Below are 18,374 nucleotides of genomic sequence, written 5' to 3'. Positions count from 1 at the left end.
CCCCGGCCGGTTCCGCCTTTACTTGACGAGCGGGCAGCCGCCTTCCTCGATCGGACGGAACGCCTGTTCCGCCGGCGTCGTGGAAACGGTCTCGTAGTAGTCCCACGGGCCTTCCGATTCCGCCGGGGTCTTCACGCGGAACAGGTAGGAGTTGTGGATGTGGCGGCCGTCGGGGCGCACCTGACCCTCGCCGAACACGGGATCGCTGCTCGGCATTTCCTTCATCTTCGCGATGACGGCCCCGGCCTCCTTGTCGCCGAGCGCGGCGACGGCCTTCAGGTAGTGAAGGACGCTCGAGTAGACGCCGGCCTGGATCATGGTCGGCTTCTTGCCGGTCTGTTCCTCGAAGCGCGCCGACCATGCGCGCGTGTCGTCGTTCAGGTCCCAGTAGAAGCTGGAGGTCAGCAGCAGGCCCTGCGCCTGGTCGAGGCCGAGGGCATGGATGTCGCTGATGAAGACCAGCAGGCCGGCGAGCGACTGGCCGGCCTGGGTGATGCCGAACTCGGAGGCCTGCTTGATCGAGTTGATGGTGTCGCCGCCGGCATTGGCCAGACCGATGACCTTGGCGCCCGACGACTGGCCCTGGAGCAGGAAGGACGAGAAGTCGGTGCCGGGGAAGGGCGTGCGCACGGATCCGACGATCTTGCCGCCGCTTGCCTCGACGACGGCCGAGGTGTCGCGCTCCAGCGCATGGCCGAAGGCGTAGTCCGCGGTCATGAAGAACCAGGTGTCGCCGCCGCTTTCCACGACCGCGCGACCGGTGCCGTTGGCGAGCTGCCAGGTGTCGTAGGTCCAGTGGATCGTGTTGGGCGAGCAGGCGGCGCCCGTCAGGTCGGAGGTGGCCGCGCCGGAGTTCAGGAAGACCTTGTTGGCCTCGCGGGTGATGTCGTTGATGGCGAGCGCCACCGACGAGGTCGGCACGTCGACGATGGCGTCGACATTCTCCGTGTCGTACCACTGCCGGGCGATGGTGGAGCCGACGTCCGGCTTGTTCTGATGGTCGGCCGAGACGATCTCGACAGTAAGTCCGTTCGCCGCCGGGTCGAAGTCCTCGACCGCCATGCGCGCGGCGACCGCCGACCCTTCGCCGGCGACATCGGCGTAGATCCCCGAGCGGTCGTTGAGGACGCCGATCTTGACGTCCACCGCATAGGCCGGAACCGCGAATGCGGCGACGGCAACGGCGCCCAGAAGAATCTCCTTGTACGTCATGTCTTACACTCCTCCTTGGTGCGGCGCCCGGGGCGCCTTTCTTGATTCAGACGCCCAGATAGGCGTGCAGTTTCTCGATGTTGGCATCGAGTTCGTCGTTCAGGATCTGGTCGACGACCTTGCCCTGCTCGACGACGTAGTGGCGATCGGCGACGGTGGCGGCGAAGCGGAAGTTCTGCTCCACCAGGATGATCGTGAAGCCTTCCGCCTTCAGCCGCTCGATCGTCCGGCCGATCTGCTGGATAATGACGGGCGCCAAACCCTCGGTCGGCTCGTCGAGCAGCAGCGTCTTGGCGCCGGTGCGCAGAATCCGGCCGATCGCCAGCATCTGCTGCTCGCCGCCGGACAGCTTCGTGCCCTGGCTCGACAGGCGCTCCCGCAGGTTCGGGAAGAGCTCGAAGATGCGCTCTACGGACATGCCGCCGGACTTGACCTGCGGCGGCAGCATCAGGTTCTCCTCGACCGACAGCGAGGAGAAGATGCCGCGCTCCTCCGGACAGTAGGCGATGCCGGCCCGGGCGATGGCGCGCGCCGGCAGGCCGATCGTCTCCCTGTCCTCGAAGGTCACTGATCCGGTGCGCTTCGCCAGGATGCCCATGATCGCCTTCAGCGTGGTCGTCTTGCCGGCGCCATTGCGGCCGAGCAGGGTCACGACCTCGCCCTCGTGCACGTCGAAGGTGACGCCGTGCAGAGCGTGGCTTTCGCCGTACCAGGCGTTGAGATCACGCACCGACAAAAGCGGTGCCTGGGCCGGGCGCGCCCGCGGCCGGTCGGCGAGTGCTGCGTCAGCCATGGCCGGCTCCGATATAGGCTTCGACGACATCGGGATCCTTCGAGACGGTCGCATAGTCGCCCTCGGCGAGCACCCGGCCGCGCGCCAGCACGGTGATCGTGTCGGACAGCGAGGAGACGACCGAAAGGTTGTGCTCGACCATCAGCACCGTGCGGTTGGCGGCGACGCGCTTGATCAGCGCGGAGATGCGGTCGACGTCCTCGTGGCTCATGCCGGCCATCGGCTCGTCGAGCAGCAGCATTTCCGGATCGAGCGCCAGCGTGGTGGCGATCTCCAATGCGCGCTTGCGGCCATAGGACAGCTCGCCGGCATGGACGCCGGCGAATTCGGACAGGCCGACCTCGCCGAGCAGTTCGGCGGCCCGCGCATCGAAGCCGCCCAGCACCCGCTCGGACCGCCAGAAATCGTAGGAGTCACCGCGCTGGCGCTGCAGCGCGATGCGGACGTTCTCGAGCGCGGTGAGGTTGGGGAAGACGGCGGAGATCTGGAAGGAGCGCACGAGGCCCATGCGCGCGATGTCGGCCGGCGACAGGGCGGTGATGTCCGTGCCCTTGTAGGTGATCGTTCCGCGCGTCGGCGACAGGAACTTGGTCAGGAGATTGAAGCAGGTGGTCTTGCCTGCTCCGTTCGGCCCGATGAGCGCGTGTATCGTGCCCTGCCTCACGTTCAGGTCGACGCCGTCGACGGCGAAGAAGCCCTTGAACTCCTTCGTCAGGTCGCGCGCCGACAGAATGATGGCATCTGTCATGCGTAAGCCGTTTCCTCCTCGACGCTTCGTTCGCGGCGAGGCACAGGCTTATTGAGGGTCTCCCCATGACCCCACCCTTCGTGCCGCACCTTAGTCCAAGCGCACTTATTGACTGAATGAATGCACGAGCGGGGGGCATATGCAAGGCCGTATTCGGGCCCGACCGGCATCGGCAACCCGTTGGCGTAGTTAATTTAACCGGCGATGTATTGCCTGGCTTCAGGTCGACGGCTGCCGGGCCGGGAACCAGTGCGCCGTCCGGTTGGCGAAGGCGACCAGCGACAGCATCACCGGCACTTCGATCAGCACGCCGACGACGGTGGCGAGGGCGGCGCCGGAGCCGAAGCCGAACAGGCTGATGGCGGCGGCGACCGCCAGTTCGAAGAAGTTGCTGGCGCCGATCAGGGCGGAGGGAGCGGCGATGCAATGGACCTCGCCGGTAGCGCGATTGAGCAGGTAGCCGAGGCCGAAGATAAAATAGGTCTGCAGCAGGATCGGCACGGCCAGCAGCACGATGATGAACGGCTGCGCCAGGATCTGCTCGCCCTGGAAGGCGAACAGCAGCACCAGCGTCGCCAGCAGGGCGAGCACGGATACCGGCTGGAGCCGCGCCAGGAAGGCGGCGAACGTGGCCTCGCCGCGGCGCAGGACGGCACGGCGCAGGACCTGGGCGATGACCACCGGTACGACGATGTAGAGGACCACCGAGAGGACCAGCGTGTCCCACGGCACGATGATCGCCGACAGCCCGAGCAGCAGCGCCACGATCGGCGCGAAGGCGAACACCATGATCGCGTCGTTCAGGGCGACCTGGGACAGGGTGAAATGCGGCTCGCCCCTGGTCAGGTTGCTCCAGACGAAGACCATCGCGGTGCAGGGGGCGGCGCCCAGCAGGATGAGCCCGGCGATATAGCTGTCGACCTGATCCGCGGGCAGGAGCGGGCGAAACAGCCAGCCGATGAACAGCCATCCCAGCAGCGCCATCGTGAACGGCTTCACCGCCCAGTTCATGAACAGCGTGACGCCGATGCCGCGCCAGTGCTCGGCGACCCCGGACAGGGCGGCGAAGTCGATCTTCACCAGCATCGGGATGATCATCAGCCAGATCAGCACGGCGACCGGCAGGTTGACGTGCGCGACCTCCATCGAGCCGAGCGCCCGCGCGAAATCGGGAAAGACGTGGCCGAGCGCGACGCCGACGACGATGCACAGGGCGACCCAGAGGGTCAGGTAGCGTTCGAAGAGCGTCATGGCGGGGCGTCCGGGCTGTATTCGGTCGGGGGAGGGCGTTCGTTTGGTGAGTTCTTGCGTGGCGATGGTCGTTCGGGGGCGGTTCAGGCCGGCGTATCGCCGGCGCCCGGCTTGCCGATATCGCGCAGGTGCTGCTGCAGCGTCAGCCGGTCGAGCGAGGAGAACGGCAGGTTGACGAAGATCGAGAGGCGCTGGTGCAGCATCCGGTAGGTCTCGGCGAAGGCGGCCCGCCTGACGGCTTCGCTGCCGGTGGCGGCGGCCGGATCGGGCACGCCCCAGTGGGCCGACATGGGCTGGCCGGGCCAGACCGGGCAGGCTTCGCCCGCCGCGTCGTCGCAGACGGTGAAGACGAAATCGAGCTGCGGCGCATCGGCTCCGGCGAATTCGTCCCACGATTTCGACCGCAGGTCGTCGACGGGATGGTTCAGGCCCTTCAACAGGTCGAGCGTGTAAGGGTGGACGGCGCCTTTGGGGTGGCTGCCGGCGGACAGGGCGGTGAATCGCGGACTGCCGATCCGGTTCAGGATCGCCTCGGCGATGATGGAGCGGGCGGAATTGCCGGTGCACAGAAACAGCACGGTGTAGCGATCGGCGCTCATTCGGTTACCTCGCAAACGGGGGAGTCGGCGCAGTTCTGGGCGATCGCGTCGGACAGGCCGCCGCAGATCTCGGGATGGCCGTCGCAGCAGTCCTCGGTCAGATGCACCATCAGCCGCCGCATCTCCTCGATCGCCACCGCGTAGAAGATGTTGCGGCCACGCCGCCAGCTGGTGACGAGGCCGGCCTGCTCGAGCTGGGCGACATGGAAGGTGAAGGCCGAGGGCCGCAGGTCGCAGGCCCGGGCGAGCGCGCCTGCCGGCATGCCCGACGGGCCGGCCCGCATGAGCGTGCGGAACAGGGTGAGGCGGTGGGTCTGGCCCAGGGCGGCAAGACGGGTGACGGCGGCTTCGTGATCCATAATTCAATGATACAAGAATTGTTGAAATGTCAAGGCGGAGAATGACGCCGCGGCCTACCGCAGACGCTGCGGCACGCGGGGCATCGGGACACAATGCCGCCCGCACCCCCATTGCGCCGCGTGCCCCGTTCGCCTAGATAAGCCGCGAATTCTCCGAAATCTCAGAACGGGTTAAGGGCGGATATGGCGCGCCAGTTCATCTATCACATGCAGGGCCTGACCAAGACCTATACGGGTGGCAAGAAGGTCCTGGAAAACATCAACCTGAGCTTCTACCCCGACGCCAAGATCGGCGTGCTGGGCCCGAACGGCTCGGGCAAGTCGACGCTTCTGCGCCTCATGGCCGGGCTCGACACCGAGTACACCGGGGAGTCCTGGCTCGCGGACGGGGCGACCTGCGGGTACCTGCCGCAGGAGCCGCAGCTCGACGAGGCCAAGGACGTGCGCGGCAACGTCATGGACGGCGTCGCCGAGAAGCAGGCGATCCTCGACCGCTACAACGAGCTGATGATGAACTACTCCGACGAGACGGCGGAGGAGGCGTCCAAGCTGCAGGACGACATCGACCGGCTGAACCTGTGGGATCTCGATTCGCAGGTGGAGCAGGCGATGGACGCGCTGCGCTGCCCGCCGCCGGACGCCGACGTCTCCAAGCTGTCGGGCGGCGAGCGCCGCCGCGTGGCGCTGTGCCGGCTGCTGCTGGAGCAGCCCGACCTGCTGCTGCTCGACGAGCCGACCAACCATCTCGACGCCGAGACCGTGCACTGGCTGGAAAACCACCTGCGCGAGTATCCGGGCGCCATCCTGATCGTCACCCACGATCGCTACTTCCTCGACAACGTGACCGGCTGGATCCTCGAGCTCGACCGCGGTCGCGGCATCCCCTACGAGGGCAATTACTCGGCCTATCTGGAGAAGAAGGCCAAGCGGCTGGCGCAGGAGGGCCGCGAGGACGCCGCGCGCGAGAAGGCGCTGTCGCGCGAGCGCGAATGGATGGCGGCGAGCCCCCGCGCCCGCCAGGCCAAGTCCAAGGCGCGGATCCAGGCCTATGACGAGTTGCTCAGGAAGAACGACGAGCGGATGAAGTCGAGCGCCGCGCAGATCGTGATCCCGCCCGGACCTCGCCTCGGCGACGTCGCCATCAATGTCGAGCACCTGTCGAAGGGCTACGGCGACCGGCTGCTGATCGACGACCTCTCGTTCAATCTGCCGCCCGGCGGCATCGTCGGTGTGATCGGTCCCAACGGCGCCGGCAAGTCGACGCTGTTCCGCATGATCACCGAACAGGAAACGCCGGATTCCGGCGACATCACGCTCGGCGACACCGTGAAGCTCGGCTATGTCGACCAGAGCCGCGACGCGCTCGATCCCGACAAGACCGTGTGGGAGGAGATTTCCGGCGGCAGCGAGGTGCTGGAACTGGGCAAGCGGGAGGTGAACTCTCGCGCCTATACCTCGGCGTTCAACTTCAAGGGCGGCGATCAGCAGCAGAAGGTCGGCTCGCTGTCGGGCGGCCAGCGCAACCGCGTGCACCTGGCCAAGGTGCTGAAGTCCGGCGCCAACGTGCTGCTGCTCGACGAGCCGACCAACGACCTCGACACCGAGACGCTGGCGGCGCTGGAGGACGCGTTGGAGGATTTCGCCGGCTGCGCCGTCGTGATCAGCCATGACCGCATGTTCCTCGACCGCCTCGCCACCCACATCCTGGCCTTCGAGGGCGACAGCCATGTCGAATGGTTCGAGGGCAACTTCGAGGACTACGAGGAGGACAAGAAGCGCCGCCTCGGTCCCGACTCGGTGATGCCCAAGCGGATCAAGTACAAGCGGCTGACGCGGGCTTAGACGCGGTCAGCGTCGTGCATACGGTCGAGGGGCGAGGTGCCATCGCCGCCGTCTTGCCTGCCGCTCATGGGTCCCGGATCACGTCCGGGACACGCGGCTTCTGTTTGGAACACAGCCGTGACATCCGAACAGCCTCGTGCCCTGGACTTGATCCAGGGCCCATTCGGCGATGGCGACGGTCGCCGGCCATTGCATCGTTTCCGCTAGTCAAACGCCCCCGCCCGGCGGCTGGACGGGTCGCGCGGGTGCCGTTTGAGGCGGGGATGCGGTGATGGCCCCGCGGATCAAGTACAAGCGGCTGACACAGGCTTAGACGAGTCCGTGTTATCCCTGTGGTGTCATGCCCGGTGCTGTCAGGCCCGGACTCGTTCCGGGCATCCATGAACACCCCGGGCGTATGGTGGCCATGGATTGCCGGGACAGGCCCGGCAATGACACAAGGAGTGTCGACGCTGGCGCGGTCTGCCCGCGAGTCAGAAACAGGGGTGATCCATGCCGACCTGGTCCGCCTCCCAGTACCTGAAGTTCGAGGACGAGCGCACGCGACCGGCGGCCGAGCTGGTCGCGCGGGTGCCGCTTGAGGCACCGGAGCGGATCGTCGACATCGGCTGCGGGCCGGGCAATTCGACCGAGCTGCTCGTCCGGCGCTGGCCGGGGGCGGCGGTCGCTGGGTTCGATACGTCGGACACCATGCTGGAGGCGGCGCGCAAGCGGCTGCCGGAGACCGAATTCTTCAAGGCCGACGCGGCGCGCTGGATGCCGGACGCGGATGTCGACCTGATCTACTCGAACGCCACGTTCCAGTGGGTGCCGGACCATCTCGCCGTGCTCGCCGGGCTGTTCGGTGCGCTGAAGCCCGGCGGCGTGCTGGCGGTGCAGATGCCCGACAACCTGGGCGAGCCGAGCCACGTGGCGATGGACGAGACGGCGGGCGCGGGGCCGTGGGCCGGAAAGCTCGCCTCGGCCGGCCTCGCCCGCGATCGGTTGCCGGCGAAGCCCGTCTACTACGACCGGCTGGCGCCCATGTCGCAGAGCTTCGATATCTGGCACACGATCTATACCCATCCGCAGGACGGGCCCGAGGGCATCGTCGAGTGGCTGAAGGGTACGGGCCTGCGGCCCTATCTCGACCCGCTCGACGAGGCGGAGCGCGCGGGCTATCTCGCCGCCTATACGGCGCGGATCGCCAAGGCCTATCCGGCCCGCGCCGACGGCAAGTTGCTGTTGTGGTTCCCGCGGCTGTTCATCGTCGCGGTGAAGGCCTAGCGGACGGCTTTCTTCCGGCCGATCCACATCCGCGCAGGCTCGCGTAGGCGGGACGCCGGCTGCCAGTATACGAGGTCGTGGCCCCATCAGGGCGATCCCCGCTTTCGCGGCGATGAGCGGTCGGGTGCAGCGGGAGCCGGGTCGGCTAGCGCGCCGTGGCGGCGGTTTCCTCGAACCGGTTCAGGCTGGCGACGAGATCGCTGAAGCGCTCGCCCTGGACGACCACATGGGCCTTCAGCAGGCGCTCGGCGCGGTCCGGGTCGCCGGACAGGATCGCCGCGACGATCGCCTCGTGCTCGGCCAGCGACGTCTGCATCCGATCGTGCACGCGAAGCTGCAGCCGGCGATAGGGCTTCAGCCGCCGATGCAGGCGGCGGGCCTCCTCGGCCAGGAAGCCGTTGCCGCAGGCCGCGTAAATTGCGTAGTGAAACTGCTCGTTCTCGTAATAGTAGGCGTCGGTATCGCCGCCGGCGGCGGCCTCGGCGCAGGCATTGCCGGCCTCGGCCAGATCGGCGCGCTGGCGGTCGGTAATGCGGCGGGCGGCGAGGCGGCCGCACATGCCTTCCAGCTCCGCCATGACCTCGAACATTTCGAACAGGCGGCCGGCGCCGATCCGCGCGACCACCGCGCCGCGGCGGGGCCGGTGCTCGACGAGCCCCGACCCGGCCAGTTCCAGCAGCGCTTCGCGGATCGGCGTCCGCGACACGCCGAAGCGCTCGGCCAGCGCGGTTTCGTCCAGGCGGGTGCCGGGCGCCAGTGCGCCGGTTGCGATGTCCTGCTCGAGCGTGTCGCGCAGGCGGGAGGCGGTTCGTTCGCTCATACGGTCAGCGTACAAGGATTGGTCTCTTGTATACAAGAAAGTTGACGCGACAGTTATTCCATGATGCGCTGGGCCCAATACCAATGGAAACAAGCCAAGGGAGGACTACAGGCATGAGCAAGATGCTGAAGACCGGTGTGGCCGCGATCGGGCTGGCGATCGCGCTGACGGGTGGCGCCGGCGCCGCCGACAAGACGCTGAAGGCCTCGCATCAGTGGCCGGGCGGCAAGGGCGACGTGCGCGACGAGATGGTGCAGATCATCGCCCGCGAGATCGGCAACGCCGGCGTCGGGCTGGAGGTCCAGGTCTATCCGGGCGCCTCGCTGTTCAAGCCGCGCGACCAGTGGGGCGCGCTGTCGAAGGGGCAGCTCGACATCGCCGCCTTCCCGCTCGACTACGCGTCCGGCCGCGTGCCGCAGTTCTCGGCGACGCTGATGCCGGGGCTGGTGCGCAACCACGACCGCGCCAAGCGGATGAACGATTCCGATTTCATGGCCGACATCAAGGCGCTGATCGAGGAGAACGACGTGGTCGTCGTCTCCGACGCCTGGCTCGCCGGCGCCTTCGCCTCGAAGCAGAACTGCATCACCGATCCCGAGTCCATCAAGGGCCAGGTGACGCGTGCGGCCGGCCCGGCCTTCGAGCAGATGCTGGCCGACGCCGGCGCCTCGATCGCGTCGATGCCGTCGTCCGAGATCTACTCGGCGATGCAGACGGGCGTGCTCGACGCCACCAACACCTCGTCCGGTTCGTTCGTGTCGTACCGGCTCTACGAGCAGGTGAAGTGCCTGACCGCGCCGGGCGCCAACGCCCTGTGGTTCATGTACGAGCCGATCCTGATGTCGAAGAAGACCTGGGATGGGCTCACCAAGGAGCAGCAGGACGCGGTGATGGCCGCCGGCCAGAAGGCCGAGGACTACTTCTTCGAGGAAGCCAAGAAGATCGACCAGAAGATGATCGACACGTTCAAGGAGAACGGCGTCGAGGTGGTCGAGATGTCGGGCGACGACTACAATGCCTGGCTCGAGGTCGCCAAGAAATCGTCCTACGCGAACTTCGAGAAGGACGTTCCCGGCGGCAAGGAACTGATCGAGAAGGCGCTCGCCGTCGAGTAAGTCCGTCGGTTCGCGGCGGCGCCGGAGGCATAGGCCCGGCGCCGTCCGCTTCCCTGTAGCGTGGGGCCCGGTCCGGGGGGAGCGCAAGCCATGCAGACCTATATCCGCGTCGTGAGCGCCGTCTCCCGCGCGTTCGGCATCTTCTCGATGCTGTTGCTCGCCGCCGCCGTGCTGGTCGTCTCGCAGATGATCTTCGTGCGCTACGTCCTCAACGGCTCGACCATCTGGCAGACGGAATTCGTGATCTACGCGGTGATCGCCGCGACGCTGCTCGGCTCGCCCGCGGTGCTGATCGATCGCGGCCATGTCGGCGTCGACCTGCTGCCCGAGGCGATGCACGGCCGCGGGCGGCTGGTGCTGCAGATCATCGCCGGCGTGGCCAGCCTGGCGTTCTGCGCCGTGCTCGCCTGGTCGGGCTGGGTCTATTTCCACGAAGCCCTGACGCGCGGCTGGAAGACGGCGACGGTCTGGGCGCTGCCGCTGTGGATCCCGCTGCTGCCGATGCCGGTCGGTATCGGGCTGTTGTGCCTGCAATACGTCGCCGAGCTGATGAAGCTCGCCAATCCCCGGCTGGGCGGGAGGCCGGCATGACGACGCTCACCATGGGACTTCTGGTGCTGGGCGCGCTGCTCGGCCTGCTGGCGACGGGGATGCCGATCGCCTTCGCGCTCGGCTTCGTCTCGATCGGCGCGCTGGTCCTGACCGACGGCTTCGGCGCGCTCGACATCGTCGGCGAGACCTTCTTCGGCGGGCTCGACAGCTTCGCGCTGGTGTCGATCCCGATGTTCATCCTGATGGGATCGGCGGTCGCCTCCAGCCCCGCCGGCAAGGACCTCTACATCGCGCTCGACCGCTGGCTGAACCGGGTGCCGGGCGGGCTGGTGCTGTCCAATATCGGCGCCTGTTCGATCTTCGCCGCGCTGTCGGGCTCGTCGCCGGCCACCTGTGCGGCCATCGGCAAGATGGGCATCCCGGAAATGGTCGACCGGGGCTATCCCAAGTCGATCGCGGCGGGCTCGATCGCCGCCGGCGGCACGCTCGGCATCCTGATCCCGCCGTCGGTGACGATGATCGTCTACGGCATCGCCACGGAGACGTCGATCGGCCGGCTGTTCATCGCAGGCCTGCTGCCGGGCCTGCTGCTGACCGTGCTGTTCATGATCTGGACGCTGATCTCGTGCCGGCTCGCGGGCTACAGCTTCGAGCAGATGGCGCAGCGCTTCACCTTCAAGGAGCGCTTCCAGGCGCTGCCGCGCGTGCTGCCGTTCCTGCTGATCATCGCCGGCATCCTCTACGTGCTCTACGGCGGCGTCGCCACGCCGTCGGAAGCCGCCGGCGCCGGCGCGCTGTTCTGCATCGTCCTGGTCATCGTCATCTACCGGATCTTCCGGCCGGGCCCGCTGATCGAGGTGTTCCGCTCCTCGCTGCGGGAATCGGTGATGATCATGATGATCATCGGCGCGTCCGAACTGTTCGCCTTCACGCTGTCGTCGATGTTCATCACCCAGTCGATCGCCGGCTGGATCGGCGACCTGGACGTGAACCGCTGGGTGCTGATGGCGCTGATCAACGTGTTCCTGCTGTTCGCTGGCTTCTTCCTGCCGCCGGTCGCGGTGATCCTGATGACGGCGCCGATCCTGCTGCCGATCATCACGCAGGCCGGGTTCGACCCCTACTGGTTCGCGGTGATCCTGACGATCAATATGGAAATCGGCCTGATCACACCGCCGGTGGGGCTGAATCTCTACGTCATCAACGGGATCGCGCCCGACATCCCGCTGCAGACGATCCTGCGCGGTTCGCTGCCCTATGTGCTGTGCATGGTTGTCGGGATCGTCATCTTGTGCATCTTCCCCGAGATCGTCACCTGGCTGCCGACCGCGCTGATGGGGCCGGGGGGCTAGATGCCCGTGCTGATGCCTGCCAACCAACCGAAGACTTGCCAATCGAAGACCTGCTAACCAAAGAAAAGACGCCTGAACCATGACAACTTCGCTTTACGCCCGGCTCGCCGCGCGGTTTCCCGATCCCTCGAAGGTCTTCCTGGAGACGCACGACGGCCGCACGATCACCTATGGCGACCTCGATGCCGAGAGCGCGCGCATGGCCGGCGCGCTGATGAAGCTGGGCGTAAAGCCCGGCGACCGGGTGGCGGTGCAGGTGCAGAAATCGGCCGAGGCGCTGCTGCTCTATCTCGGCTGCCTGCGCGCCGGTGCGGTCTACCTTCCGCTCAACACCGCCTACACGCTGGCCGAGCTCGGCTACTTCATCGGCGATGCCGAGCCGACCGTCGTCGTCTGCGATCCGGCCGTGCGCGAGGCGGTGGCCGCGCTGCCCGAGGCGAAGGGCGTCGCCGCGGTGGAGACGCTGGACAGCGCGGGGCGGGGCACGATGGCCGACAAGGCGGCGGGCCAGTTCGACACGTTCGCCGACGTCGACCGCGCCGGCGACGATCTCGCCGCGATCCTCTACACCTCGGGCACGACCGGGCGCTCCAAGGGCGCCATGCTGACCCAGGACAACCTGGCCTCCAACGCCGAGGTGCTGGTCGACGCCTGGCGCTTCACCGCCGCCGACGTGCTGATACACGCCCTGCCGATCTATCACACGCACGGGCTGTTCGTGGCCACCAACACGCTGCTGATGGCCGGCGGCACGATGCTGTTCCTGCCGAAGTTCGACGCCGATGCGGTGCTGGCGCTGATGCCGCGGGCGACCACGATGATGGGCGTGCCTACCTTCTACACGCGCCTCATCGACCATCCGGGCCTCACCCGCGAGGTCACGAAGACCATGCGGCTGTTCACCTCGGGCTCGGCGCCGCTCCTGGCGGAGACGCACCGCGCCTTCGAGGAGCGCACCGGCCACCGCATCCTCGAGCGCTACGGCATGACCGAGACCAACATGAGCACGTCGAACCCCTACGAGGGGGAGCGGCGCGCCGGCACGGTCGGCTTCCCGCTGCCGGGCGTGGACCTGCGCATCGTCGATCCGGACAGCGGATCGGAACTGCCGCAGGGCGAGATCGGCATCATCGAAGTGAAGGGCCCCAACGTCTTCAAGGGCTACTGGCGGATGCCGGAGAAGACGCAGGCGGAGTTCCGCCCCGACGGCTTCTTCATCACCGGCGACGTGGCGATGGTGGACGCCGACGGCTACGTCCACATCGTCGGCCGCGCCAAGGACCTGATCATCTCGGGCGGCTTCAACGTCTATCCCAAGGAAGTCGAGAGCGAGATCGACGCCATGGAGGGCGTCGTCGAATCCGCCGTCATCGGCCTGCCGCACCGCGATTTCGGCGAGGGCGTCACCGCCGTCGTCGTGCTGGAGACGGGCGCGGCGCTTCCCGAGGAGCACGTGCAGGCGCAGCTGAAGCAGCGGCTCGCCGCCTACAAGCTGCCCAAGCGGGTGTTCTTCGTCGACGCGCTGCCGCGCAACACCATGGGCAAGGTGCAGAAGAACGTCCTGCGCGATACCTACGCCAAGACCTACGAGGGGTAGGACCAGCCCGCTGATTCCCGGTTTCGCGGGAATGAGCGGCGGGGGACGGGGGGATAGCCGCTATCCCCCCAGCGCCATCTCGCCGCGATCGAGCAGGATCGGGATGATCAGGTCTTCCTCGTCGTCGAGGTGGCGGTGAAGGCGCGTCAGGAAACCCGACAGCGTGTCCGACATCGCCTCGGCGGCGAAGCCGATGCGGTCGGGCGGACCGGTGAGCGCCCGGGCGAGGCCGCCGCCGGCCTCCTGAAGCGCCAGCAGGCCGGCGTGGATCGCCTCGTGGTCGTTCTCCAGGATATCGAAACCGCGCGCCAGCCTCGGCTCGGTCCGGGTCAGCAGCGGGAAGTACTCGTGGTCCTCGATCATGTGATGACCTTCTAGCTGCTGGAGAAAGAACCGGATGCGCGGCAGGAACCACTGGCGGAAGGCCTCGGCTGGCACGGTGCCGGCCTTGAGCTGGTCGGAGGCCGACAGCAGCGCGCCGTTGAGCTCGCGGAACATGTCGTGGCGGCCGAGCCAGAACTTCGACAATTCGCCGAGATTGGGATGGGTCGGCCAGACCTCGCGCGGGTAACGCGCGATCAGCAGGCGCAGGTCGTCCGGCCAGCCGGTGCGGCGGTCCAGGTCCAGGGCAGCGTCAGGTCCGTCGGCGTCGGTCATGGGCGGTGATCGGTCGGGGTCCGGGGTTCGGTGGCCCTCACTATCTGGGACGCCGGATCCCGGACGCAAGCCGCCGCGGCGTCACTCCAGCGTCACTCCGGCGTCACTGGGGCGTCGGCGCGGCCTTGTCGAACAGCTGGTAGGTCGTCGGATCGTCGGGGCACAGGCCGAGCTCGCATTCGGCGACGGTCGAGACCGTATTGCCCAGGGCGAGCAGCGCGAACAGGCCGAAGGCTGCGAGCGACAGGCCGGCGAGGCGGCGGGGCGCAGGTTCGGCCTCGGGTTCGAACTGGCCCTCGAAGAACAGCATCGCCGCCGATCCGAGGATGATCAGCGCGAACACCACCACGGCCCAGGTGTAGAAGTGCAGGCCCAGGAACGGATCGCCATAGCCGCCGGTGCCGGGCACGATGTGCAGGGCGACCTGGCGCAGGGCGACCGCCGCGCCGGCGACGGCCGAGACAATCGCCATGGCGTAATGCGCCGGGCGGGGGCCGATGGCGACGTTCATGGCGATGCCGACACCGGCGATCACCATGCCGGCGCGCTGCAGCAGGCACAGGGGGCAGGGCAGGTCATGCTTCAGGAACTGATCGGCGAAGGCCATCAACAGGACTGCGGAGATCGCGAGCAGGCCGAGCGCGTTCAGGGCGCGGGCAAGGGACGGGGTCATCGCGATGCCTCACAGATCGATGTTGATGGCGTCGGAGGCGTGCAGCCTGAACAGCACCAGCAACACGACGACGGACAGCGCCCACAGGCCCGTAGCGGCGCCGCGCCAGCCGCGCCAGGCGGCCAGAAGCGCCAGAAAGGGAACAAGAAAGGGCAGGGCCATCATCGCCGGGTCTCCATACATCGTGTCGTCTGTTCGACGCGAATCGCGCCGGACGCGGCGCAGCCTACAGGAAAGCTGCCGCCCGGGTAGCCGAAGCAACGCTCCTCTGCGTTTTCGGCGATTGTGCCGGGCGTCGTTTCGTGGTTCTCCGTTAGGGATCGGAGGGCGCCCTGCAACATCTCATCGGAATCGGATTTCGCATCGCGTCTGCGATGGTCCTCGTCGTCATGGCGGCGATGGTGAAATATCTCACCACCTCCGTTCCGATCGGCGAGCTCATGTTCGCGCGCAGCTTCTTCGCGCTGCCGCCGCTGGTGGTCTGGATGGCGTTCCGACGCGAGTTCCCATTTGCGCTCAAGACGCGCCGGTTCAAGGGCCACATGCTGCGCGGCGCGTTCGGGGCGGCCGCGATGGCCGGGTACTTCGTCGGCCTGAGCTATCTTCCGCTGCCCGACATGACCGCGATCTGGTTCGTGGCGCCGCTGCTGACGCTGGCGCTGGCCACGGTGATGCTCGGCGAGACGGTCGGGCTGTTGCGCTGGTCGGCCGTCGGGATCGGCTTCCTCGGCGTGATCCTGATCCTGTCGCCGCATCTCGGCAGCGGGATCTCGGCCGCCGATGACGCGGCGATCGGGGCGGTGATCGGGTTCGCCGGGGCGGCGCTGACGGCGCTGGCGATGATCCAGGTGCGGCAACTGACGGGAACCGAGACGACGGCGGCGATCGTCTTCTACTTCAGCGTCACCGCGACGCTGTTCTCCCTGCTCACGCTGCCGTTCGGCTGGGTCGTTCCCGACGGCCGCACGGCGCTGCTGCTGGTGGCGATCGGGACCGTGGGCGGCGTCGGCCAGATCCTGCTCACGCTCGCCTATCGCTATGCTCCCGTCTCGGTGATCGCGCCGTTCGACTACACCGCGATGATCTGGTCGCTGCTGATCGGCTACGTGGTGTTCGGCGAGGTGCCCTATCCGATCGTCCTGGTCGGCTCCGCGATCGTCATCGGCGCCGGGCTGTTCGTCATCTGGCGCGAGCACCAGCTCGGCATCAAGCGCGAGCGCCAGCGCAAGGCATCGCCGCCGCCGGTCTAGGATACGCCTCAGAACGCCTTGAAGGTGATGATCGTGTAGGTGTCGCGGATGCCTTCGAAGCACTGGACCTTTTCGTTGACGAAATGGCCGATGTCGGTTCCGGCGTCGACATAGAACTTCACCAACAGGTCGTAGTCGCCCGCGGTCGAATAGATTTCCGAGGCGATCTCCGCGTCGGCGATCTGGTTGGCGACCTCGTAGGAACGGCCGAGGTGGCATTTGATCTGGACGAAGAAGGGGATCATTGGCATCTCCGGATGAGTCGGATGGATGTGACCAGAAGCGCGCGCCTGCGGCAAGCCCGCGCGACTATGCCTGGCCCGATTACGCCGGGCTCGATTACGCGGGGCCTGATTATGCCGGGGTGGCCAGATCGACCAGATCGCGCGTCATCGCGCTGTCGGGATCGGCGAGCGGGGCGATGACGGTGAAGTGGTTGGCGCCGTCGACGGCGTGCCAGGCGGTTTCGACGCCGGCGGCCGCCCAGTCCTCGGCGATCACCCGGCTCTGGCGCAGGAACTCGCCGCTTTCGTCGCCGCCGACCCAGGCGTGCAGGCGGCGGCCGGCGGGCGCCGGCCAGAATAGCGGGCTCTGGCGTGCGGCTTCCGCCGCGTCGAGCCGGAGCGCGGCGTTGAGATTCGTGTGGATGAGCGGTTCGAGCTCGAACAGGCCGGAGATCGGCTGGGCGCCGGGCACGACGGGCCCGTTGGCACCCCAGTCGGTCGCCAGCAGGGCTGCGGCGAGGTGTCCGCCGGCCGAGTGGCCGGAAACCGCCACGGGCACGCGGAAGCGGTCGAACAGCACGCGGGTCGCCAGCCGCATCTCCTCGACGATGTCGCCGATGCCGACGTCCGGACACAGGGTGTAGCCGGGAACCGCCACGGCCACGCCATGGGCGACGGCGCCGGCGGCCAAGTGGCTGAAGAAGCTCTTGTCGAGGCCCTGCCAGTAGCCGCCATGGATGAACATCGCCAGGCGCTCGACCCGGCTTTCGTCGGTGGGGAAGAACAGGTCGATGCGGTTGCGGGCGGCGGGCCCGTAGGCGAAGTCGGCCTCCATCGCCGCCGTCTCGCGGAAGGCCGCGGCGTCCGCCGCCCAGCCCTCGATGATCGCCGGATGTCCGGGGACCCGCGCCCGGTTGTTGTATTCCGCCTCGTAGTCGATCCCGCTCATGCGCATTTCCTGATGTAAGCCCCTGATGCGAGCCCTGGCCCCTATGTCGGCTCTTGAAAGTGCCCCGTATGTCCGCTACGTGACTAGCACGATCTCATTGGGGTGTCCCTAGGGGACTGAGAGGCGGTTCGCCAACCCATTGAACCTGATCCGGATTATGCCGGCGGAGGGATATGGGATGAAGCCGAACGCAGATCTTTTCTCCTCATTCGTCATTGCCGCGCGGCGCTTTCAGGGACGCCTGCGATGACGGCTTTCACCATCGATCCGAACGACGTCGTCGGCGCCGTCGCGCGGCTGCGCGCGCGCCGGCCGCGTGTGCATTGCATCACCAACGCGGCGGCGGTGACGCTCACCGCCAACGTGCTTCTGGCCGCCGGCGCCGTTCCCTCGATGACGGTGAACCCGGAAGAGGTGCCTGATTTCGTCGCCGGCGCCGATGCGCTGCTCGTCAACCTGGGCACGCTCGACCCGCAGCGCCAGGCGGCGATCGACGCGGCCGTCGAGGTCGCGACGGAGGCCGGCACGCCGTGGGTGCTCGATCCGGTGTTCGTAGAGCGGTCGCCGGTCCGGCTCGCGCTGGCCAGGCGGCTGGCCGCGGCCGAGCCGACGGTGATCCGCCTGAACCGGCCCGAGCTCGCCGCCCTTACCGGAACCGGTGGACATGAAACCGCCGGGGACGCTACCGCCGCGGACGACGCGAGCGCCGACGCCTATGCGCTGTCGTCGCTGTCGACCGTCGCGCGCACCGGCGACGTCGATTACGTCACCGAGGGGGGCAGGGCGGTCCGCGTCGCCGGCGGGCATCCGCTGACGACGCTGGTGACCGCCACCGGCTGCGCCACCGGGGCGCTGATGGCCGGGTTCCTCGCCGTGGAACACGATGCCGTCGTCGCGGCCGCCGCCTGCCTCGCCTTCGTCTCGGCCGCCGCCGAGCGGGCCGGAGCGGAAGCGGCAGGACCGGGCACCTTCTCACCTTTGTTCATCGACGCGCTGAACCGGCTGTCGCCGGAGGACATCGGCGCCTCAACGAGGATTTCATGATACCGCTCGATCTCAGACTCTACGGCCTCGTCGATCCGGCCCGCGCGGCCGGCCGCGATCTCGCCGGCCTG

At 67.6% G+C, this 18,374-nt stretch carries 20 protein-coding genes and 1 riboswitch; of the genes, 8 read left to right on the top strand and 12 right to left on the bottom strand.

Going from position 1 to position 18,374, the window contains the following annotated elements:
- Window positions 1-18 precede the first annotated feature (18 nt).
- From MUB46_RS23915 to MUB46_RS23890, 6 genes are all read right to left on the bottom strand, one after another.
- On the bottom strand, window positions 19-1,212 hold the full coding sequence (locus MUB46_RS23915; RefSeq protein ID WP_261618495.1) for an ABC transporter substrate-binding protein: 1,194 nt from the start codon (window positions 1,210-1,212) through the stop codon (window positions 19-21).
- Window positions 1,213-1,258: 46 nt separating this feature from the next.
- Window positions 1,259-2,005 (bottom strand): ABC transporter ATP-binding protein, encoded by a 747-nt coding sequence (locus tag MUB46_RS23910; RefSeq protein WP_261618494.1) that lies wholly within the window; start codon window positions 2,003-2,005, stop codon window positions 1,259-1,261.
- Window positions 1,998-2,753: an ABC transporter ATP-binding protein gene (locus MUB46_RS23905; RefSeq protein ID WP_261618493.1), complete on the bottom strand. Its 756-nt coding sequence runs from the start codon at window positions 2,751-2,753 to the stop codon at window positions 1,998-2,000. Before MUB46_RS23905 ends, MUB46_RS23910 begins: the two co-directional genes overlap by 8 nt.
- A gap of 219 nt (window positions 2,754-2,972) precedes the next feature.
- Window positions 2,973-4,004 carry an ACR3 family arsenite efflux transporter gene (gene arsB / locus MUB46_RS23900; RefSeq protein WP_261618492.1) on the bottom strand — a complete coding sequence of 344 codons (1,032 nt, stop codon included), beginning with the start codon at window positions 4,002-4,004 and terminating at the stop codon, window positions 2,973-2,975.
- A gap of 83 nt (window positions 4,005-4,087) precedes the next feature.
- The gene (locus MUB46_RS23895; RefSeq protein WP_261618491.1) at window positions 4,088-4,603 is read right to left on the bottom strand and encodes an arsenate reductase ArsC; all 516 of its coding nucleotides are present in this window, start codon (window positions 4,601-4,603) and stop codon (window positions 4,088-4,090) included.
- Window positions 4,600-4,962, bottom strand: a complete 363-nt coding sequence (locus MUB46_RS23890) for an ArsR/SmtB family transcription factor (RefSeq protein WP_261618490.1) — start codon at window positions 4,960-4,962, stop codon at window positions 4,600-4,602. Before MUB46_RS23890 ends, MUB46_RS23895 begins: the two co-directional genes overlap by 4 nt.
- 183 nt (window positions 4,963-5,145) lie before the next feature.
- Between MUB46_RS23890 and ettA the strand changes: the two genes are divergently transcribed.
- Both ettA and tam read left to right on the top strand, forming a co-directional pair.
- A complete protein-coding gene (gene ettA, locus MUB46_RS23885) occupies window positions 5,146-6,804 on the top strand; it encodes an energy-dependent translational throttle protein EttA (protein WP_261618489.1) in 1,659 nt (552 codons plus the stop codon).
- A gap of 492 nt (window positions 6,805-7,296) precedes the next feature.
- Window positions 7,297-8,070, top strand: a complete 774-nt coding sequence (gene tam / locus MUB46_RS23880) for a trans-aconitate 2-methyltransferase (protein ID WP_261618488.1) — start codon at window positions 7,297-7,299, stop codon at window positions 8,068-8,070.
- A gap of 145 nt (window positions 8,071-8,215) precedes the next feature.
- Here the strand turns inward: tam and MUB46_RS23875 are convergent, their stop codons facing one another.
- Window positions 8,216-8,890, bottom strand: a complete 675-nt coding sequence (locus MUB46_RS23875) for a GntR family transcriptional regulator (protein WP_261618487.1) — start codon at window positions 8,888-8,890, stop codon at window positions 8,216-8,218.
- A 113-nt stretch (window positions 8,891-9,003) separates the two neighbouring features.
- On the opposite strand from MUB46_RS23875, the gene dctP reads away from it, so the two are divergent.
- The 4 genes from dctP to MUB46_RS23855 all read left to right on the top strand — a co-directional run bounded on the left by dctP (window position 9,004) and on the right by MUB46_RS23855 (window position 13,506).
- Window positions 9,004-10,005, top strand: a complete 1,002-nt coding sequence (gene dctP / locus MUB46_RS23870; RefSeq protein WP_425256309.1) for a TRAP transporter substrate-binding protein DctP — start codon at window positions 9,004-9,006, stop codon at window positions 10,003-10,005.
- Between the two features lie 90 nt (window positions 10,006-10,095).
- Complete coding sequence (locus tag MUB46_RS23865; protein ID WP_261618486.1) at window positions 10,096-10,596, top strand: TRAP transporter small permease subunit; 501 nt, start codon at window positions 10,096-10,098, stop codon at window positions 10,594-10,596.
- Window positions 10,593-11,909: a TRAP transporter large permease gene (locus MUB46_RS23860; RefSeq protein WP_261618485.1), complete on the top strand. Its 1,317-nt coding sequence runs from the start codon at window positions 10,593-10,595 to the stop codon at window positions 11,907-11,909. Before MUB46_RS23865 ends, MUB46_RS23860 begins: the two co-directional genes overlap by 4 nt.
- A gap of 79 nt (window positions 11,910-11,988) precedes the next feature.
- Window positions 11,989-13,506 (top strand): malonate--CoA ligase, encoded by a 1,518-nt coding sequence (locus MUB46_RS23855; protein ID WP_261618484.1) that lies wholly within the window; start codon window positions 11,989-11,991, stop codon window positions 13,504-13,506.
- Between the two features lie 60 nt (window positions 13,507-13,566).
- Here MUB46_RS23855 and MUB46_RS23850 read toward each other — a convergent pair whose 3' ends face one another.
- From MUB46_RS23850 to MUB46_RS23840, 3 genes are all read right to left on the bottom strand, one after another.
- On the bottom strand, window positions 13,567-14,163 hold the full coding sequence (locus MUB46_RS23850) for a hemerythrin domain-containing protein (RefSeq protein ID WP_261618483.1): 597 nt from the start codon (window positions 14,161-14,163) through the stop codon (window positions 13,567-13,569).
- Between the two features lie 103 nt (window positions 14,164-14,266).
- Window positions 14,267-14,836, bottom strand: coding sequence for a disulfide bond formation protein B (locus MUB46_RS23845; protein ID WP_261618482.1), 570 nt, complete (start codon window positions 14,834-14,836; stop codon window positions 14,267-14,269).
- 9 nt (window positions 14,837-14,845) lie between these two features.
- Window positions 14,846-15,001 carry a DUF5993 family protein gene (locus MUB46_RS23840; protein WP_261618481.1) on the bottom strand — a complete coding sequence of 52 codons (156 nt, stop codon included), beginning with the start codon at window positions 14,999-15,001 and terminating at the stop codon, window positions 14,846-14,848.
- A 167-nt stretch (window positions 15,002-15,168) separates the two neighbouring features.
- On the opposite strand from MUB46_RS23840, the gene MUB46_RS23835 reads away from it, so the two are divergent.
- The gene (locus MUB46_RS23835; protein ID WP_261618496.1) at window positions 15,169-16,086 is read left to right on the top strand and encodes a DMT family transporter; all 918 of its coding nucleotides are present in this window, start codon (window positions 15,169-15,171) and stop codon (window positions 16,084-16,086) included.
- Between the two features lie 8 nt (window positions 16,087-16,094).
- Here the strand turns inward: MUB46_RS23835 and MUB46_RS23830 are convergent, their stop codons facing one another.
- Both MUB46_RS23830 and MUB46_RS23825 read right to left on the bottom strand, forming a co-directional pair.
- Window positions 16,095-16,331, bottom strand: a complete 237-nt coding sequence (locus tag MUB46_RS23830; protein WP_261618480.1) for an Lrp/AsnC ligand binding domain-containing protein — start codon at window positions 16,329-16,331, stop codon at window positions 16,095-16,097.
- 109 nt (window positions 16,332-16,440) lie between these two features.
- Window positions 16,441-17,259 (bottom strand): alpha/beta hydrolase, encoded by an 819-nt coding sequence (locus tag MUB46_RS23825; RefSeq protein WP_261618479.1) that lies wholly within the window; start codon window positions 17,257-17,259, stop codon window positions 16,441-16,443.
- A gap of 88 nt (window positions 17,260-17,347) precedes the next feature.
- Window positions 17,348-17,449, top strand: a riboswitch (TPP riboswitch).
- Between the two features lie 56 nt (window positions 17,450-17,505).
- On the opposite strand from MUB46_RS23825, the gene thiM reads away from it, so the two are divergent.
- The gene (gene thiM, locus MUB46_RS23820; protein ID WP_261618478.1) at window positions 17,506-18,303 is read left to right on the top strand and encodes a hydroxyethylthiazole kinase; all 798 of its coding nucleotides are present in this window, start codon (window positions 17,506-17,508) and stop codon (window positions 18,301-18,303) included.
- The last annotated feature ends 71 nt before the right edge of the window (window positions 18,304-18,374 follow it).

The organism is Microbaculum marinisediminis, assembly GCF_025397915.1.
Taxonomy (GTDB): Bacteria; Pseudomonadota; Alphaproteobacteria; order Rhizobiales; family Tepidamorphaceae; genus Microbaculum; species Microbaculum marinisediminis.
This window is presented reverse-complemented; position numbering and strand designations above follow the sequence as displayed.

Bases quoted from the DNA above. Each gene is read 5' to 3' on its own strand.
- MUB46_RS23915 (WP_261618495.1), bottom strand. From the start codon at position 1,212: ATGACGTACAAGGAGATTCTTCTGGGCGCCGTTGCCGTCGCCGCATTC.
- MUB46_RS23910 (WP_261618494.1), bottom strand. From the start codon at position 2,005: ATGGCTGACGCAGCACTCGCCGACCGGCCGCGGGCGCGCCCGGCCCAG.
- MUB46_RS23905 (WP_261618493.1), bottom strand. From the start codon at position 2,753: ATGACAGATGCCATCATTCTGTCGGCGCGCGACCTGACGAAGGAGTTC.
- arsB (WP_261618492.1), bottom strand. From the start codon at position 4,004: ATGACGCTCTTCGAACGCTACCTGACCCTCTGGGTCGCCCTGTGCATC.
- MUB46_RS23895 (WP_261618491.1), bottom strand. From the start codon at position 4,603: ATGAGCGCCGATCGCTACACCGTGCTGTTTCTGTGCACCGGCAATTCC.
- MUB46_RS23890 (WP_261618490.1), bottom strand. From the start codon at position 4,962: ATGGATCACGAAGCCGCCGTCACCCGTCTTGCCGCCCTGGGCCAGACC.
- ettA (WP_261618489.1), top strand. From the start codon at position 5,146: ATGGCGCGCCAGTTCATCTATCACATGCAGGGCCTGACCAAGACCTAT.
- tam (WP_261618488.1), top strand. From the start codon at position 7,297: ATGCCGACCTGGTCCGCCTCCCAGTACCTGAAGTTCGAGGACGAGCGC.
- MUB46_RS23875 (WP_261618487.1), bottom strand. From the start codon at position 8,890: ATGAGCGAACGAACCGCCTCCCGCCTGCGCGACACGCTCGAGCAGGAC.
- dctP (WP_425256309.1), top strand. From the start codon at position 9,004: ATGAGCAAGATGCTGAAGACCGGTGTGGCCGCGATCGGGCTGGCGATC.
- MUB46_RS23865 (WP_261618486.1), top strand. From the start codon at position 10,096: ATGCAGACCTATATCCGCGTCGTGAGCGCCGTCTCCCGCGCGTTCGGC.
- MUB46_RS23860 (WP_261618485.1), top strand. From the start codon at position 10,593: ATGACGACGCTCACCATGGGACTTCTGGTGCTGGGCGCGCTGCTCGGC.
- MUB46_RS23855 (WP_261618484.1), top strand. From the start codon at position 11,989: ATGACAACTTCGCTTTACGCCCGGCTCGCCGCGCGGTTTCCCGATCCC.
- MUB46_RS23850 (WP_261618483.1), bottom strand. From the start codon at position 14,163: ATGACCGACGCCGACGGACCTGACGCTGCCCTGGACCTGGACCGCCGC.
- MUB46_RS23845 (WP_261618482.1), bottom strand. From the start codon at position 14,836: ATGACCCCGTCCCTTGCCCGCGCCCTGAACGCGCTCGGCCTGCTCGCG.
- MUB46_RS23840 (WP_261618481.1), bottom strand. From the start codon at position 15,001: ATGATGGCCCTGCCCTTTCTTGTTCCCTTTCTGGCGCTTCTGGCCGCC.
- MUB46_RS23830 (WP_261618480.1), bottom strand. From the start codon at position 16,331: ATGATCCCCTTCTTCGTCCAGATCAAATGCCACCTCGGCCGTTCCTAC.
- MUB46_RS23825 (WP_261618479.1), bottom strand. From the start codon at position 17,259: ATGAGCGGGATCGACTACGAGGCGGAATACAACAACCGGGCGCGGGTC.
- thiM (WP_261618478.1), top strand. From the start codon at position 17,506: ATGACGGCTTTCACCATCGATCCGAACGACGTCGTCGGCGCCGTCGCG.